The 16,314-nt window shown below is 65.6% G+C and carries 15 protein-coding genes; 10 read left to right on the top strand and 5 right to left on the bottom strand.

Annotated features, from left to right (window positions below; all coding sequences use genetic code 11):
- Positions 1-63 precede the first annotated feature (63 nt).
- From J2X70_RS09915 to J2X70_RS09900, 4 genes are all read left to right on the top strand, one after another.
- A complete protein-coding gene (locus J2X70_RS09915) occupies positions 64-2,589 on the top strand; it encodes a membrane-bound PQQ-dependent dehydrogenase, glucose/quinate/shikimate family (protein WP_309910164.1) in 2,526 nt (841 codons plus the stop codon).
- Between the two features lie 13 nt (positions 2,590-2,602).
- Positions 2,603-4,102, top strand: coding sequence for a serine hydrolase domain-containing protein (locus J2X70_RS09910; RefSeq protein ID WP_309910162.1), 1,500 nt, complete (start codon positions 2,603-2,605; stop codon positions 4,100-4,102).
- 77 nt (positions 4,103-4,179) lie between these two features.
- Positions 4,180-4,635 carry a DUF4952 domain-containing protein gene (locus J2X70_RS09905; protein ID WP_309910160.1) on the top strand — a complete coding sequence of 152 codons (456 nt, stop codon included), beginning with the start codon at positions 4,180-4,182 and terminating at the stop codon, positions 4,633-4,635.
- A gap of 46 nt (positions 4,636-4,681) precedes the next feature.
- On the top strand, positions 4,682-5,065 hold the full coding sequence (locus J2X70_RS09900; RefSeq protein WP_032976288.1) for an energy transducer TonB: 384 nt from the start codon (positions 4,682-4,684) through the stop codon (positions 5,063-5,065).
- Positions 5,066-5,069: 4 nt separating this feature from the next.
- On the opposite strand, the gene J2X70_RS09895 is transcribed toward J2X70_RS09900, so the two are convergent.
- From J2X70_RS09895 to J2X70_RS09880, 4 genes are all read right to left on the bottom strand, one after another.
- Entirely contained in the window at positions 5,070-5,462 is a 393-nt protein-coding gene (locus J2X70_RS09895) for a DUF3037 domain-containing protein (protein WP_263929197.1), read from the bottom strand.
- Positions 5,440-6,216: a HipA family kinase gene (locus J2X70_RS09890; protein ID WP_032976287.1), complete on the bottom strand. Its 777-nt coding sequence runs from the start codon at positions 6,214-6,216 to the stop codon at positions 5,440-5,442. The genes J2X70_RS09895 and J2X70_RS09890 overlap by 23 nt, the downstream gene beginning before the upstream one ends.
- Before the next feature lie 64 nt (positions 6,217-6,280).
- Positions 6,281-7,711: an XVIPCD domain-containing protein gene (locus J2X70_RS09885; RefSeq protein ID WP_309910156.1), complete on the bottom strand. Its 1,431-nt coding sequence runs from the start codon at positions 7,709-7,711 to the stop codon at positions 6,281-6,283.
- A gap of 13 nt (positions 7,712-7,724) precedes the next feature.
- Complete coding sequence (locus J2X70_RS09880; protein WP_240332269.1) at positions 7,725-8,231, bottom strand: hypothetical protein; 507 nt, start codon at positions 8,229-8,231, stop codon at positions 7,725-7,727.
- Between the two features lie 760 nt (positions 8,232-8,991).
- Here J2X70_RS09880 and J2X70_RS09875 point away from each other — a divergent pair.
- From J2X70_RS09875 to J2X70_RS09865, 3 genes are all read left to right on the top strand, one after another.
- Entirely contained in the window at positions 8,992-9,327 is a 336-nt protein-coding gene (locus J2X70_RS09875) for a hypothetical protein (RefSeq protein ID WP_025876944.1), read from the top strand.
- A 155-nt stretch (positions 9,328-9,482) separates the two neighbouring features.
- Entirely contained in the window at positions 9,483-11,945 is a 2,463-nt protein-coding gene (locus tag J2X70_RS09870) for a prolyl oligopeptidase family serine peptidase (RefSeq protein ID WP_032976283.1), read from the top strand.
- Positions 11,946-12,113: 168 nt separating this feature from the next.
- Positions 12,114-12,437 (top strand): hypothetical protein, encoded by a 324-nt coding sequence (locus J2X70_RS09865; RefSeq protein ID WP_279209063.1) that lies wholly within the window; start codon positions 12,114-12,116, stop codon positions 12,435-12,437.
- Positions 12,438-12,450: 13 nt separating this feature from the next.
- Here the strand turns inward: J2X70_RS09865 and J2X70_RS09860 are convergent, their stop codons facing one another.
- Positions 12,451-13,434, bottom strand: coding sequence for a hypothetical protein (locus J2X70_RS09860; protein ID WP_309910152.1), 984 nt, complete (start codon positions 13,432-13,434; stop codon positions 12,451-12,453).
- A 140-nt stretch (positions 13,435-13,574) separates the two neighbouring features.
- On the opposite strand from J2X70_RS09860, the gene J2X70_RS09855 reads away from it, so the two are divergent.
- The 3 genes from J2X70_RS09855 (at position 13,575) to J2X70_RS09845 (ending at position 16,306) form a co-directional block, all read left to right on the top strand.
- Positions 13,575-14,543 (top strand): DUF2268 domain-containing putative Zn-dependent protease, encoded by a 969-nt coding sequence (locus J2X70_RS09855; RefSeq protein WP_059064593.1) that lies wholly within the window; start codon positions 13,575-13,577, stop codon positions 14,541-14,543.
- A gap of 94 nt (positions 14,544-14,637) precedes the next feature.
- The gene (locus tag J2X70_RS09850; protein WP_309910203.1) at positions 14,638-15,384 is read left to right on the top strand and encodes an SGNH/GDSL hydrolase family protein; all 747 of its coding nucleotides are present in this window, start codon (positions 14,638-14,640) and stop codon (positions 15,382-15,384) included.
- Positions 15,385-15,586: 202 nt separating this feature from the next.
- The gene (locus J2X70_RS09845) at positions 15,587-16,306 is read left to right on the top strand and encodes a hypothetical protein (RefSeq protein WP_223482891.1); all 720 of its coding nucleotides are present in this window, start codon (positions 15,587-15,589) and stop codon (positions 16,304-16,306) included.
- Positions 16,307-16,314: the final 8 nt, after the last annotated feature.

The following is a 16,314-nucleotide window of genomic DNA, read 5'->3' as shown; positions in this document are numbered from 1 at the left end:
AAATACGCACGCACTTCACGGTGACGGTGGCATAAGGGCGCATGCTGCCCCCGGAGATCGACGATGTCCGCCACGCCGCAGTCTGGTTCCGCGCCTCCGCCCCGCCATCCTCTCGTTACCGTGCTGGCCCTGTTGCTGATCGTGCTCGGCCTGGTCATCGGCGGCCTTGGTGCGTGGCTGCTCAGCCTCGGTGGCTCCTGGTACTATGCCATCGCCGGCTTGGGCCTGCTGGTCTGCGGCATCCTGTTGTGGGGCAATCGGCGTAGCGGTGCACTGCTGTACGCACTGGTGTTCATCGGCAGCCTGCTGTGGACCTGGTGGGAGTCGGGCAGCGATTACTGGCGCTGGGTACCACGGCTGGGCTTGGTGACCGCCCTCGGCATCGTCCTGGCATTGCTGGCGCCGACCCTGCAGGCGCCGGTGCCCAGGCGGCTGTCGCGCAGCGTGGCCGCTGTACTGATGCTGGTCTTCGTGGCCGCCTTCGGCCTCGCGTTCACCCCGCATGGCGTGGTCGACGGGCATCAGCCGTTCCCGGAGCCGGCGGTCAGCGCCGGGCTTGATCCCACCCGTGACACCACCGGCCTGCAGCCTGCCGACCAGCCGGCCGAGGGTGACTGGCCGGCATGGGGGCGCAGCAATGCCGCCACCCGCTATTCGCCGCTGCAGCAGGTCACCCCGGAAAACGTGGGAACCCTGCAACTGGCGTGGCAGTTCCGCACGGGCGACCTGCCGAAGAAGCGCTGGGGTGCGGAAACCACGCCACTGAAGATCGGTGATCGGTTGTACCTGTGCACCGCACGCAATCAGTTGATCGCCCTCGATGCCGGCAGCGGCAAGGAGCTATGGCGTTTCGACCCGAAGGTGAAAGATGCGTCGATCCCGTACACGGCCGCCTGCCGTGGCGTGTCCTATTACGAGCTGCCCAGCGCGCCGACCCTCGCCGATGCCGCACTGGCTGACGTGGCTGCCGATCTCGCGCTGCCCGCACCGCCGCCGACCCGCACCCACCGGAGCGCGGCGCCAGGGAGCCGCTCAGCCTGCAGCGCACGCATCATCGAAGGCACGCTGGACGGTCGCCTGATCGCGGTGGACGCCGACAGCGGTCGCCCCTGCGCGAATTTCGGCAACAACGGCCAGGTCGACATCACCCTGGGCATGGGCGAGGTGCCGCCGGGTTACGTATCGATCACCTCGCCGCCGGCGATCGTCCGCGGTGTCATCGTCACCGGCCACCAGGTACTGGACGGCCAGCGCCGCGACGCGCCCTCCGGCGTCATCCAGGCCTACGACGCGATCAGCGGCAAGCTGCGCTGGGCGTGGGACATGGACCAGCCCGAGCGCAGCGGCCTGCCACCGCGCGAGCAGACCTACACACGTGGCACACCGAACATGTGGACCACCGCTACCGGCGATGAAGCACTGGGCCTGGTGTACCTGCCGATGGGCAATTCCGCAGGCGACTACTGGAGTGGCTCGCGCACCGAAAACCAGAACAGGTACGCGACCTCGCTGGTCGCCATCGATGTGGCTACCGGCAAGCCGGTCTGGCACTTCCAGGCCGTGCGCAAGGACGTCTGGGACTACGACCTGGGTTCGCAGGCCAGCCTGATCGACTACCCGACGGCATCGGGAAAGGTGCCGGCGATCCTGCTGCCCACCAAGCAGGGCGACATGTACATCCTCGACCGTCGCAACGGCCAGCTGCTGACCCCGGCCGAGGAGCGCAAGGTGCCACAGGGCGGCGTGGAGCCCGAGCAGCGCGCCGCCACCCAGCTGTTCTCGCTGTACCACACGCTGCGGCGCGACGACGCGCTGACCGAGCGCGACATGTGGGGTATCACCCCCATCGACCAGCTGGTCTGCCGAATCCAGTTCCGCAAGGCACATTACGAAGGGTTCTACACACCGCCCAGCAGCGATCACCACTCCATCGAATACCCCGGCTACAACGGTGGCTCGGACTGGGGCAGCGTGGCCATCGATACGCGGCGTGGCGTGATCGTGGCCAACTACAACGACATGCCCAACTACAACCGGCTGGTGCCGCGCGCCGAAGCCGACCGCAAGGGCTGGCTGCCGCGCGAGCAGATGCGCGCCGACAAGGGCGGTGCCGAAGGGGCAGGGGATCCGCAGGTCGGCACGCCCTATGGCATCGACGTCAACGCCGGTTGGCGGCTGCCGTTCACCGGCTTGCTGTGCAAGCAGCCGCCCTATGGCGGTATCCGTGCGATCGACCTGCGCAGCGGCAAGCTGCTGTGGGACCGGCCGTTCGGCAGCGCGCGTGGCAACGGCCCCTTCGGCATCCGCTCCGGCCTGCCCATTGAAATCGGCACGCCGAACAATGGCGGTTCGGTGGTGACCGCCAGCGGCCTGATCTTCATCGCCGCAGCGACCGACGACCTGCTGCGTGCCATCGACCTGAAGACCGGCAGGGAGCTGTGGCACACCAAACTGCCAGCCGGTGGCCAGGCCAACCCGATGGTGTACGAGCAGGGCGGGCGGCAATACGTGGTCATCATGGCTGGCGGGCACCATTTCATGGAGACGCCGGCCGGGGATTACGTGATGGCGTATGCGTTGCCGGAATAGCCCAAGGGTGTGAGTGCGGCTGCAGTGCATGGACTCTGTGCGATTGTCCTCTAGGATGGCGCTACGTTCTGCCTGCGAAGGATTCGCCATGTCCGTGTACCGTCAACGTGCCTTGCTGTTGGCGTTCGCCTTGCTGCCGGCATTGTCATCCAGTGTTGGTGCGGCCGAAGCACCTGCCGGATCGAGCGGTCCGCGCGCACAGGATGCCGTGGATGAATGGTTGGCTGCCTTCAATGCGGGCAGCCTCGATGGATTGCAGGCGTTCGCCGACAGGTACGCAAAGAAGGCGGGCAGCGGCCCGCAGGATTACCTGGAGTTCCGTGCGTCCAGTGGGCCGATGAAGGTGCTCGACGTCCGCTCGAGCACGCCGGAGAAGGTCGAAGTGCTGGTGCTGGGCGAGAACAGTGAACGGGCGATGCTGTTGACTGCGGAAATGGACCCTGCCGCTCCACGCCACGTGAAGCTGTTCCAGTTGGAAGGTGTGCCGACGCCGCAACAGTTCCAGCCCGCACGAATGGAGCTGCCGGCACTTCTGGGCGAAATCACGGCACGGCTCAACGCGCTGCAGGCGGCCGACGCACTCTCTGGCGCCGTGCTGGTCGCGCACGATGGCAAGGTGCTGATGCAGTGGCAGGGAGGGCTCGCCAACCGTGAGCAGCGCGTGCCCGTCGATGCGCAGACGCAGTTCCGCCTTGCCTCTTCCAACAAGATGTTCACCGCAGTGGCGATCCTGCAACTGGCTGAGGCCGGCCGTCTTGCCCTGGATGACACCATCGGCAAGCGCCTGGCGGACTATCCCAACGAAGGGGTGGCAGGTACGGTCACGATCCGGCAACTGCTCAACCACACCAGTGGGCTCGGTGATTTCTTCGGTGATGATTTCGAGCACTACGCGGCGTCACTTAGAACGCACGACGATTATGTGCAACGCTTCGCCAAGGATCCCCCGCAGTTTGCCGCAGGCAGCCAGGATGGCTACTCCAACTACGGGTTCATTGTGCTCGGTAGGATCATCGAGGTGGTGTCCGGGCAGACGTACTACCGCTATGTCAACGACCATATTCTCCGCGCAGCGGGCATGACGGCAACCGGCTTTGAGCCGGAATTGGTGGACGTTCCACATCGTGCACCCGGCTATACCCGGGTGAAAGGACAGTGGCTCAGCGAAACCAGATCCCTGCCATGGCGCGGGACTGCGGCCGGTGGCGGTTACAGCACCGTGGGTGACATGTTGAAGTTCGCCGAGGCCCTGCGTGCCGGCACCCTGGTTTCGCCGGCGTGGCTACAGCAGGCCACGCGTCCGCAGAACAACAAGGGCTGGTACGGCTACGGGTTCATGGTGCAGGGAGACGGCAGGCAGCGCCAGTTCGGCCATGAGGGCGGGGCGCCCGGCTCGAACAGCGCCATTGTGGTGATGCCTGAGCAGGGATATGTACTGATCGGCCTGGCCAACGTCGATCCGGATGCAATGGGCAATGTGATCAACTACATCGCCCGCCGCGTGCCCCTGTGATGCACGGCGCCGGCAGCAACGACCGACAGCAGAGCGGCAAGAGGGGCCTGATTGGACTGCAATGGTCATCGCTGTGCATGGCTTTCCTTCTTGCCGGCACAGCACAGGCACATCGTCCCGACACCGCGATCGCAGAATGGGAACTGCACGGCCGCTCCGAAGGCCTGGCCCGCCCCGACACCGTCTGCCAGGATTTCCTGCAGGCGATGGGACGCAAACCAACCGAGCTGGAATACGTAGGCTGCACGCAGGACGACGATTCCTACATCCAGCCGATGGAAGCGCGGTATCGCGTCAGCGGTGCCTCGGCGGCGAAGATCGAAGCCTATCTGCAGCAGACCTTTGGCATGCCGTCATTGACATATGTATGTTGTGGCTGGAGCAGCGGCGCGCCTTATTTCTGGCATGAGCAGCCGGGCAGCGTGAAGTACCAGATCGGCATGGGCGTGGAATCGCTGCACCATCCGCGCACGCAGTGGAGCGCGATTCCCTACTTCACGGTAACCGTTGCGGTGAACCGCAAAGGCCCCTGATGGCGTACGCTTGAAACCAACCACTGGCGTACAAGGAATGACAACCATGCCCCCGATGCTGCTCCGTGTTGCTGCCATCACGCTTGCCCTGGCACTGAGCCAGGTCGCCACCGCCGCATCTCCCGAGCCGCTGCAGCTGCCGCAGGCCGAAGCGCTGACGTACTGGAAGCCGGTGGAGGGCACCTTCCGCCCACAACTCAATGTCGACCCCGGCCGTGTGCCGTTCGCGGAGGAGGTGACCGTGGCCTATTCGGTCAACAAGCGCGGCCGGACGTATGACGTAAAGGTGGTGGAGGCCAAGCCGTCGACGGCCTTCAGTGGCTGGGCGTTGAATGCGGTCAAGGCGATGCGCTTCACGGCAACGGACAGCAACACCGAGCGCACGCCGATCCGCAGCGAAATGACTGCACGCTGGGGCGGCGGCAAGTAGTGCGCTAGGCAGGTACCCGAACCATCTTTGCCATCAGGTGTTCGACCACGCCCGCCGGGTCCGCCGTGCGGCCTACGTGTGTGCTGGACATCTGCACCACCGAGCTGCGCTTGGCGGTCAGGAAATGGAAGCGCGCGCGCGGAGGCAGCTGGGCGATCGGGCCGGCGCCGGCATCGCCCCGGCAGATCGCCACGATGGCATCCAGCCACGGCTGCAGCGCTTCAATATCCAGCGCCGGCGCGAAGGCGTGCAGGCGCGCGGCATCGATCTCGATTGCCGCTTCCAGGTGCCGGGCGCCCGGGCAGGACACGATCACGCCGACGTTGATGAACTCCTCGCGCTCCACCCGCGGTACCACGCGGATGACGGCATAGTCATACGTGTGCAGCGTGGGCACGGATGGCCTCCTGCACGAACACCGCACGGACCTTCAGGCGATGCTTCAGGTAGTTGATGTAGCCCTGCCGGTAAGCCTGGGGGCTGTCGAAGGCCGGCTCATCGACCAGCCAGCTGTCCGGCACCAGGCCGACGATGCGCTCGATCTCCGCATCAGGCAGGCGCGCGGCCAGCTCGGCATCCACCTCGGCGATGCGGCTGGCGAATGACAGCAGCACGTGGTCACGGATCAGTACGAACGGCTTCTCGCAGGCATCGCCGGCGTTGGCCCAGTCGTGATGGAAGTACATCGCCGCACCGTGGTCGATCAGGTACAGCTTGCGGTGCCACACCATCAGGTTCGGATTGCGCGTGGTGCGGTCGACGTTGCTGGTGAACGCATCGAACCAGACGATGCGCGAGGCCAGGTCAGCGTCCACCGGCATCGCCGCCGGGTCGTAGTTGATCGCGCCGGGCAGGTAATCCAGACCCAGGTTCAGGCCCTCGCTGGCGCGGATCAGGTCCTGGATCTCCGGGTCGGGCTCGGTGCGGGCGAATTCGCTGTCCAGTTCGACGAACAGGATCTCCGGAATCGGCAGGCCCACCGCGCGCGCCATCTCACCTGCGATCAGCTCGGCGATCAGCGCCTTCGGCCCTTGGCCGGCACCACGGAACTTGAGCACCGCCATACCGTCGTCGTCGGTCTCGACCACGGCAGGCAGTGAGCCACCTTCCCGCAAGGGGGTGATGTAGCGGAGGGCATGGACGGTACGCATGGGTGCATTCTAGCGTGGCCCATGCTTGGGTTGCGCCGGGTGGTGCCCGGCGCTGTCCCTGACGTCAGTGCGACAATGCGCTGCGCTGCTGTTCCTGCACCTGCTGGCGCGTCTGTTCCTGCGAGGCGTGGTCGGCCTGGCGCTGGTTGACGATAGCGAGGCTGTCCAGGCTTTCCTGCACCGGCCGCTGCGCGGCTTCAGCCGTGGCTGCCGATGCACGCAGCGACGCAGGATCATCCAGCGCGCCCTTCACCACGAACACGTTCTGCGCCGCAGCGACATCGCCTGCCTGCCGGCTGAGCACCACATGATCCACGCGGTCCAGGCCGTTCTCGCGGGCCAGTACCAGCAGGCTTGCGCTCAGGCGTTCACTGGAGGCGTCGAAGCTGCGGCCGTTGGCGGCATCCAGCTCTGCCACCTTGCTGCGGATCTGATCGTGCAGGGCACGGTCGTTGCCACCCGCCAACGGCGCAGCCTGCGCTTCGGTCGGCACGGGTGTGGTTGCCTGTGCAGTGATGGGCACGTGGGCGTAGGTGCCCTCGGTGTGGTCGAAATAGTGCAGCGTGGACGGCGAGGTGCTGGTGTCGAAGTAGGGCTGCCGTGGTGGCGTGCCTTTACCCAGAGAGAGGCCGTTCTGTTCCAGCAGGCTTTCCTGCAGGCCGAGCTGTGCCATGTTCACCGACATCCGGCTGATGCCATCGGGTGCGGGGTTCTTGGCTTCTTCCTTGCAGGCGCGGCCGATGGCATCGGTGGCGTAGTAGTTCTGGTAATCCGAATTGCCGTTGGGACCCAGCCGCGACGACACACCTTCGTCGTAGTAGTGCTTGCCCATGCCCTCGATGTTGGCGGCAGTGGCGGTCATGCTCAGGTCTGCATTGAGCGTCAGGTCCGGATGCGCGGCATAGGTCATCGGCGGGCCGGGCTGCACGCGCACGAACTCCTCTGCACGGGTACTTGCTTTGTAGAGATCTTCCAGCGTGGCGTCCGGTTTGGCGGTCTTGACCATGCCGACCAGCGCATTCCAGCCCTCGATGTTCGCCGATGCCTCGTCGCGCCGGTTGGCTGCGAGCAGGGTGCCGATGGCCTGGGTGTAGTCGTGGGTCGAATCGCGTGCGGCAATGTCTGCAATATCGGAGTCAAACTGCTTATAGGCCCGTTCGGTCGCTGCATCATTGAACCCATGCTGCAGCTCATGGCCCAGTACGAAGGTCAGCTCTGCAGCGTCGTGCCTGTCCCCCGCTGGTGTGGACAGACTGGATGCCGGCAGGCTGATCGTCTTTGCGCCGCCGTCGTACTCGCCGCCCACATTGCTGTCGGCAGGCAGCAGCTCAAAGCGCTGCAGATGACCGGCAGCGATGGCCGAGTCGACCTGGGTTGCCAGCGCCGGAGAGTTGGCGATGGCCTTGCGAAGGTTGTCGACCTGATCGGTCGTTACATCGGGTTTTCCTGCAAATTCGGTCAGCAGGCGTTCCGTATCCGCTGAAAGCGTAGGCATGGTGCGCTGCTCCTTACTGCACGGTGACAAGGCGGACGCAGGCATGCGCCGGCTCGCCAGACGGGGTCGGATTCTCAGCCATCGTGTCGACCTTGATGCTCAGGTTCGGGCGATCGAAACGGTCATGGATGACGCGGCCGTGCTCGCCTCGGATGGTTTCACGCTTGAAGCCCGCAGCCTGCAGACCCGAGGCGAACTGATCGAAGTCGACCTGGCAGATCGCCGATGCGTTGGCTTTGCGCTCGGCGGTGGTGTCGATGAAATTGAGATCCAGGCGCGCATCGGCGGCGCCAGCCGTCTTGATTTCCAGGCCGTAGCTCCATTCCGGCGTCAGCGTGCCGCCGTAGCCGAAATGACCCGGGCCGAAACTCTGCGCGGGCGCCTGCATGGCCTGCGATACCCGTTCAAGGGTCAGTTCACGGGTGGAGGTGGTGTCCTTGATCAGATCCAGCAGGCGCAACAGGAGTTGATCTGCGGTGAGCGCAGACGGCGTTGCGGCGTCGGAGGCAGTCGATGCCATGGTAGCGGGTCCTTGAGAAGTCGACGAATGGTCAGTCGCGTGTGCGCAGGCGCAGAGCGAGGCCGCACTTAGGACGATTGTCCACGGCCGTGTGAATGCGTACCCAAGCATAAGCGCTCCCTGCATGTTGAGCGCTGACCCTAAAGTGGGCCAGGTGAATCACAGGTTAAATGCAATTGACGATTGCTGGCACCGGGGCCGGGCGCTTCGGACCTCAGGTGTTTGCTGCAAGCGGAGTTGCCAGCGCCGGGCTCTCCCTGGCGGCGCGCAGTCGGCTCTGGATGCCATGGAATTTTCTTCACTTCCTCATTCCGTGAGAGGTGGCAGCATCCAGCCGTGTGTCGATCAAGCACTAGCGTGGTCTTGAATCGCAGGCCTCCCTGCCGCTTTCCCGCGACCGACACCCGCCAGCTTGTTTCCGGCACGTTTGCGCAGCGTTGAACGTGGTCCTGCGAGGCCACTCCCCTCGGCAAGGAGGCCCGCGATGCACAGTCCTGTTCACGCGTATACCTACCGCATCAGCAACCAGCCTGTCGCGCAGGCAGCGCGCGCTGGTGTTGGCAGACATGCTGAAGACGTTGCTGCGGTTCATGCAGCCTCAGACAGAATTCTTCCGTGAGTTGAGCACCGATGGTTGGCTCTGCATCCCGCAATGCGCAGAGCCACTACATGCATGCGAGTCGCCCCATGGCGCTGCTTCGTTCGCAGCACTGGGCGCGCATCTCGTCCACGATGTCCACGCAGGCTTCCGAGGTGCACGATGAGCAACGAATCGAGAGGAGCCCTGCCGCCCCTGGATCTGGATGATGCCAAGGCCGCGCAGATGATTGGCAAGCTGGTGCTGGTGGGCGTTACCCGTTTTGGCGGCGATGGCCAGGTGCAGGGGCTGGAGCAGTTTGCCGGCACCGTGCTGAGGGTCAGTGCCGAAGAAGGACTGGTGCTGGCCGATGGCGATGACGGCCATGAGCGCTACCTGCCGCCCATGCTGGACCAGTACCTGCCGGCCGCGCCAGGCGAGTACCAGTTGCGGTCCAGCGGGGTGACGGTGATCGATCCCGATTATCTGTCCACCTGGGAACTGCACGCGCGGCAGTAGGCGAAGGGCATCCAGAGAGGGGCCGGTCCAGGCAGGGCCACGCTTTGCAGGATGGGGCGACTAGCCCTTCCGGCCCATTTCCCGGTGGGCAGGGGGTGTTAGATTCGGCCCATGCCCGCCGTGCGGGTACCCAACTCACACCCCAGGGGAAAAGGATGCTCATCCGTCGTACCTCTCTGGCGGCGGCCGTTGCCGTTGCCACGCTCGGCCTGTTGGCCGCCGGCCCGGCCTTCGCCGACTACGCCAAGCCGCCGGAACACCTGCTCAAGGTGCTCAAGGCGCCGCCGCCGCCGGCACCGAACATCGACCCCAGCGGCCAGCGCCTGCTGCTGACCACCGCACAGACCTATCCGTCCATCACCCGCGTCGCCCAGCCGTACCTGAAGCTGGCTGGCGTGCGCCTGGAACCGAAGAACCGCAGCCGCCACGACACCCCCGGTGGCTATGGCATTCCGGCCTGTGTGGCCGACTTCACCCTGGTCGAGATCGTCAGCGGCAAGAGCACCAAGGTGAACCTGCCGCAGGGGTGCGCAGGTGGCGCACAGTGGTCGGCTGATGGCAGCCGTTTCGCCTTCCAGAATGCCGTCGATACCAGCGTGCAGCTGTGGGTGGGCGACGCCGCCACCGGCCAGGTGAAGCAGGTGCCGAACGTGCAGTTGAACCCCATCTTCGGCAGCACGGTGCAGTGGCTGGGCGGCAGCCAGAACCTGCTGGTGAAGCTGGTGCCGGCCAACCAGGGGCCGGCGCCGTCCAACGGCGGTACGCCCACCGGTCCGGACGCGCAGGAGTCGCTGGGCAGCAGTGGCGAGAGCAGCACCTATGAAGCGCGCGACACGCTGACCAGCGTGCACGACGAAAAGCTGTTCGCCTATTACGGTGCCTCGCAGCTGGCGGTGGTCGATGCCGCTGCCGGCAGCGTGCGCCCGGTTGGCCAGCCGGCGCTGTACAACGACGTCAACGCCGCGCCCGATGGCGTGCATGTGCTGACCGAGACCCTGAAGGCGCCGTTCTCGCATGCGGTGACCTACCAGCGTTTCGCCAATGATGTGGCGGTGCTGGACCTGGCCAATGGCCGCAATACGGTTCTGGCGAGCCTGCCGCTGGCCGATCGCGTGCCGGTACACGGTGTGCCGGAAGGTCCGCGGGGTTACGACTGGCGCTCCACCGATCCGGCCACCCTGGTCTATGCCGAAGCGCTGGACAAGGGCGACTGGAAGGTGAGCGTGCCGCATCGCGATCGCGTGCTGATGCTGAAGGCCCCGTTCACCGGCAAGCCGGTGGAAATCGCCCGCACTGCACAGCGCTTCGAGGGGTTTGCGTGGTCGGCCGACCCGGCCGTGTCGTTCCAGTTCGAGAACGACGAGAACCGGCACTGGATGCAGGCCCGCATCGTCGATGTGGACCAGCCGAAGAAGGAAGGTCGCCTGCTGTGGGACATGTCCAGCGATGAGCTGTACGGCAACCCGGGCAACCTGGTGTTCAAGCGCCTGCCCAGCGGTGCGCCGGTGGTGCGCCAGGAGGGCAACACCGTGTTCCTGCGCGGGCAGGGGGCCTCGCCGCAGGGCGACCGTCCGTTCCTGGATGCGCTTGATCTGGCAACGTTGAAGAGCGAACGCCTGTTCCGCAGTGATGCCGATGCGTACGAGCAGTTCCTGGGGTTCAGCAATACACCGGGTCGCTTCCTGACCTGGCACCAGTCGGTGATGGACCCGCCGAACGCATTCGTGCGTCTGCTCGGTGAGCGCATCAACGATGCCAAGGCCGGCGAGGCACAGTTCCAGTCCAAGCCTGCTGCGTTGACCAAGCTGGTCGACCCGACCCCGGAAGTGCGGCAGATCCAGAAGCGCCTGGTGACCTACAAGCGCGCCGATGGCGTGGACCTGTCGTTCACCCTGTACACGCCGCCGGGCTACAAGGAAGGCCAGCGCGTGCCGGCGATCCTGTATGCCTACCCAGCCGACTTCGCCAATGCCGCACAGGCCGGCCAGGTCTCCGGGTCGCAGCAGACGTTCACCCGTCTGCAGCCGTACCGCCTGATGCTGCTGGCCGGCTACGCGATCATCGACAACGCCTCGTTCCCGATCGTGGGTGACCCGAAGAACGCCTACGACACCTATCTGGAACAGCTGGAAGCCGACGCCAAGGCGGCGGTGGACAAGGCCGTGGAGCTGGGCGTGGTCGACCGCAACCGCATCGGCGTGACCGGCCACAGCCATGGTGGCCTGATGACCGCCAACCTGATCGCCCACACCAACCTGTTCAAGGCCGGCGTGGCGACCAGTGGCTCGTACAACAAGACCTTCACCCCGTTCGGCTTCCAGAACGAGCGTCGCTCGGTATGGCAGGCGCAGGATGTGTACCTGAAGGCCTCGCCGTTCTTCTACGCCGACAAGATCAAGCTGCCGCTGCTGCTGGTCCACGGCGAGGACGACGCCAACCCGGGCACCGAGCCGTTCCAGTCGCGCAAGCTGTACCAGGCGATCCGCGGCAATGGTGGTACCACCCGCCTGGTGATGCTGCCCAACGAGCCGCACTGGTATACCGCGCTGGAATCGAACGAGCAGCTGGTGTCGGAAATGCTCAACTGGTTCGACACCTACGTGAAGAACGCGAAGTAATCCGGCAAGGCCGCCCTCCGGGGCGGCCTTTCTGGTTCAGGCGTCCAGTCCAGGTATCCAGTCCAGGTATCCCCCTGTGGGTGTTGCGTAACCATCTGTGATGCAGGCATGGATCGGCCACAAAGCTGCGGTACGCTGCGCATCTGATGTCCGCTACGGGTTCGCTTCATGAAGGCCTTCATCCTCGCCGTATCGCTGTCGATTTCCGTTGTCCCGGGCATTGCATTCGCCCAGCCGCTGCCGGCAGAACTGGCAGCATTGGGCATCACTGCCGGCATGCCCTACAGCAAGGCCAAGCGCATTCTTGATGCCGCGGGATGGCAGGCCAGCCCGCCACGCGATGCACCCGAAGTGTTGGACGGTTTCCCGGAAGTGGGCTGCCAGAAGGGCGGCAACAATTGCAGCAGCACTTTCGCCAAGGATGGGCAGCAGGTCGCTCTGCAGGTGGGAACCACGCTGGCGGGCCAACCCTTCGTGCAGGGCGGTCGCTGAGCACGACGGGCACTCAGCCCAGCGGCAGGTTCTCCAGCGCACGCGACATCCGATCATGCAGGTCGCGCACACGTTCGGCCTTGGCATGCACGCGGCGCTCATCGCCGAAGCTGCGGACATAGGCGCATGCAGCGAAGCCGGCGCTTTCCCTTTCGTACTCGGCGACCCACGCCAGGCGGTCGGGGTTGCTGGCCTGCTCGGCCGAGCAGGCTGCCACCGGCGGACGGATGTGCGCGATGATGCCAAGCCGCCACGGTTTGGGTGTCAGCCGCGCACGGAAGCAATGCTGCAGCGTGCACATGCGTGCATACAACGTGTCGGTGCCCAATGCCTTGAAGAAGGCATGCACCTGCGCATCCTGTGGTTCGAACGTGGCATGCATCGCCAGTATGCGCAGCCCGGCCGGGGTGCGGTAAGCGCGCAGGTGCCAGTCGGGGTGGCGCTCGACGAATGCCTGCACGCGCTGCAGTGCGATGCCCTCGACGCCGCCGGACCGGGCCAGCCGTCGATTGCGCCGCCACGACAGGACCTGGTTGACCACCACCATCGTAATGCCGCCGGCGGCCAGGCCGATGTTGAAGTTGCCCAGCGCACCGCCGATCAGCGCACCGGCCGCCAGCAGCCCCAGCGCACCGAGCAGCGGCAATGCGCAGCCTGACGGAGTGGACACGTGGTCGATATCCGCAAACAGTACGTCCGGGGTGTTCAGGCACAGCGCGCCGTAGCTGTTGCGGGTAACGATGACGTCATCGCTGCGCTGCACGATCTGCTCGCGGATCGGGATGCCTTCGACACCGTAGTTGGTCCGTCGCTCGCGACGCGGCACGGACTGGCCACTGAGGATGGCATCAAGCGCTTCGCGTGCACGTGCATCGGCGTGGGCCTGCGCGGCGTCCTGGTCGTCGTCGGACCAGCCGAACCGGCGTACCACCAGCGGGCGTCCCTTGTACCTGTCCTGCAGGCGGGCTTCGGCCCAGTACGCTGGAACGATCATCATCCTGTATTCCCCTCGCTTCCCTGGCAGCCGGTCGGCACGAGTCTGGCACAGCCGCAGAGTGCGTTGCACGATACGGCAGCGCATGCGCCAACGCGGTGGTAGATTGCGCGCTTCGCGTGCACTCCACCAAGGACGGAGCCATGTTCGTGTCATTGCGTTGCCTGCTTGTCCTGGCCCTCGGCGGGGTGATCGGCACTGCCCAGGCGGCCGCGCCGGGACCGGAAATCCTGACCGCTGATGCCACCCGTTTCTACGCGCTGTACGAGGCCGCTGGCGGCAAGCCCAGCGTGGCCCAGCTTGAGCAGTACCTGGCACAGGGCACGCCGAGCCTGGCCCAGTTCGCCAAGCTGCGCCGGGTGACCGCCCAGCGCATGGCCGAAGCGATGGCGCGCGACCCTGCGCTGTACGCCAATGGACGGGCCTGCCTGGCGGAGTTGCCGGCGGTGCGGCAGCGACTGGTGCAGGTGTTCGCTAATCTGCAGGCGATCTATCCGCAGGCGAAGTTTCCGCCGGTGGCGATCGTGGTGGGGCGCGGCAAGCCGGTGGGCATGACGTACCCCGATGGCGTGGTGATCGGCCTGGAAGCACTGTGCGCGGCCGATTTCATGAACGCCAACGCGCAGGACCGCTTCGTGCACGTGATCGCGCATGAGTACGTGCATATCCAGCAGACCGGCGTGAGCGAGTACGAAGCAGGCGACCCGCGGGCGACGGTGCTGCGCGAGTCGCTGGGCGAGGGGATCGCCGAGTTCATCGCCGAGCTGATTTCCGGCAACGTTGGCAACGGGCGGCATGCCGGTTGGACGCGGGGCAGGGAAGTGCATATCGAAAGCGCCTTCGCGCTGGACGTGGACAGCACCGATCTGACGCCCTGGCTGTACAACTACACGCCGGGTTCGCAGGAGCCCTACGATCTGGGTTACTGGGTGGGCTACCGCATCGCCAAGGCGTATTACCTGCAGGCCGGCAACAAGCGCGATGCCGTGCGCGCGCTGATCCAGCAGGACAACCCGAAGGCGATCCTGCAGGCCAGCGGCTGGACGCCAGGGATGTGGATGCCGGCGAAGGTGACGGGTGTGGCGGCAAGGGCGGCTGCATCGGCCAAGTGACCATTGGCAGGCCGCGCTAGACTGCCCAGGTCGACAACGGAGGATGCTCATGCGCAGGAGGACTTCACTGGCCTGGCTGCTGGCCGGATCGCTCATGGCGGGGCTGGCCACGCCAGTGTTGGTGCAGGCGGCCAGCAATCCATTGCTGACCAAGCCAGTGGAGCAGGTGCAGCCAGACGAAGTGCGCTTCATGCAGCAGCGTCTGTCCGATTGGCCGCAACTGCAGAAGTACCGCGCAGCCAATGCTGCTTTGCCCGCGCCACGGGCCGGCCAGTCACGCGTGGTGTTCTTCGGCGATTCGATCACCGAAGGCTGGGGCAAGGAAGGCAGCAGCACGTTCTTCCCCGGCAAGGGTTACCTCAATCGCGGCATCAGTGGGCAGACCACCGCACAGATGCTGGTGCGCTTTTCGCAGGATGTGCTGGCGCTGCGCCCGAATGTGGTGGTGATCCTGGCCGGCACCAATGACATCGCCGGGAACACCGGCCCGACCACGCAGGCGATGATCGAGGACAACCTGCGGGCCATGCTGGATCTGGCCAAAGCGCATGGCATTGCGGTGGTGCTGGCGTCGGTGTTGCCGGTCAGCGAGTACCCGTGGATGCCGGGCATAGCACCTGCGCCCAAGGTGCGTGCATTGAATGCTGCGTTGAAGCGGCAGGCCGATGCGCGCGGGCTGGTCTATCTGGACTACCACACGCCGATGGCCAACCGTGCCGGCGGACTGGATGCGCAGTTGGCAACCGATGGCGTGCATCCGACGGCGAAGGGTTATGCGCTGATGGCGCCGCTGGCCGAGGCGGCGATCAAGCGCGCGCAGGCGAACGCGCCCAAGCGCTGAGATTGGGTTAGTGCCGGCCGCTGGCCGGCAACCTCGATCTGCATGCCGAACGGATTGCCGGCCAGCGGCCGGCACTACCCTATCGCCAGTTCCGCCAGAAGCCACTCACAGAAACGCATCACCAACGGACGCGGCGCCGCTGCGATAGAGTGTCCACCGAGCCGGCCGCGCACGGTGGCCGCCAGGGACGACGAGGCAGGGAATGCAGAACGGAATCGGCAGCAGGCTGCGCTTGGCCGGCGTGGCCACGGTACTGATGTTTGCAGGTCAGGCGAGCGCCATTGCCGCGCCTGCAGCGTCACCGGTCACACGTGAGGCGGTGGCCGGCATTTCCCTGAGCGAATGGACAGCGCGTTGGTGGCGCTGGGCTGACGAGCAGAGAGTTGCGCCTTACCTGGATCCCGATGGTCGCCTGTGCGAACTGGGCCAGGAGGGGCCGGTCTGGAACCTGGCAGGAACCAATGGCCGCTTCCAGCCACGCAGGCAGTGCGTGGTGCCCGAAGGCAGGCACCTGTTGCTGCCCATCATCAACATGGCCAGCTACCAGACCGGGGAAGACGTCTCCTGCGAGGAGCTGCAGGCCGGCGCGGCGATCAACAACGACCATCTTGTCAGCGCTGTGGTGCTGCTGGACGGGCAGCCGTTGGGTGACATGCGCCTGCACCGGGTGAAGAGCGAAGGTTGCTTCCGCATGGATCCGGATGACGACGACTCGAGATTGGCTGCAGCCGACGGCTACTGGCTGATGCTCAAGCCACTGACGCCCGGTCGGCACACCGTGAGCGTCGGCGCCAACTATGGCGCGCCCGAAGGTGGCGCGTACAGCCAGATGCGGCAGACCTTCGAGTATGTGCTGCATGTGGGTGGCCGCACGCAGATCACCTTCGTGACCCCCATGATGGTGGAGGCGTCTGCCCCCTGATCTGCGTG

The organism is Stenotrophomonas sp. 1337 (genome assembly GCF_031455455.1).
GTDB lineage: Bacteria > Pseudomonadota > Gammaproteobacteria > Xanthomonadales > Xanthomonadaceae > Stenotrophomonas > Stenotrophomonas indicatrix.
The sequence above is the reverse complement of the archived record's forward strand: the minus strand, read 5'-3'. Positions and strand labels throughout refer to the sequence as shown.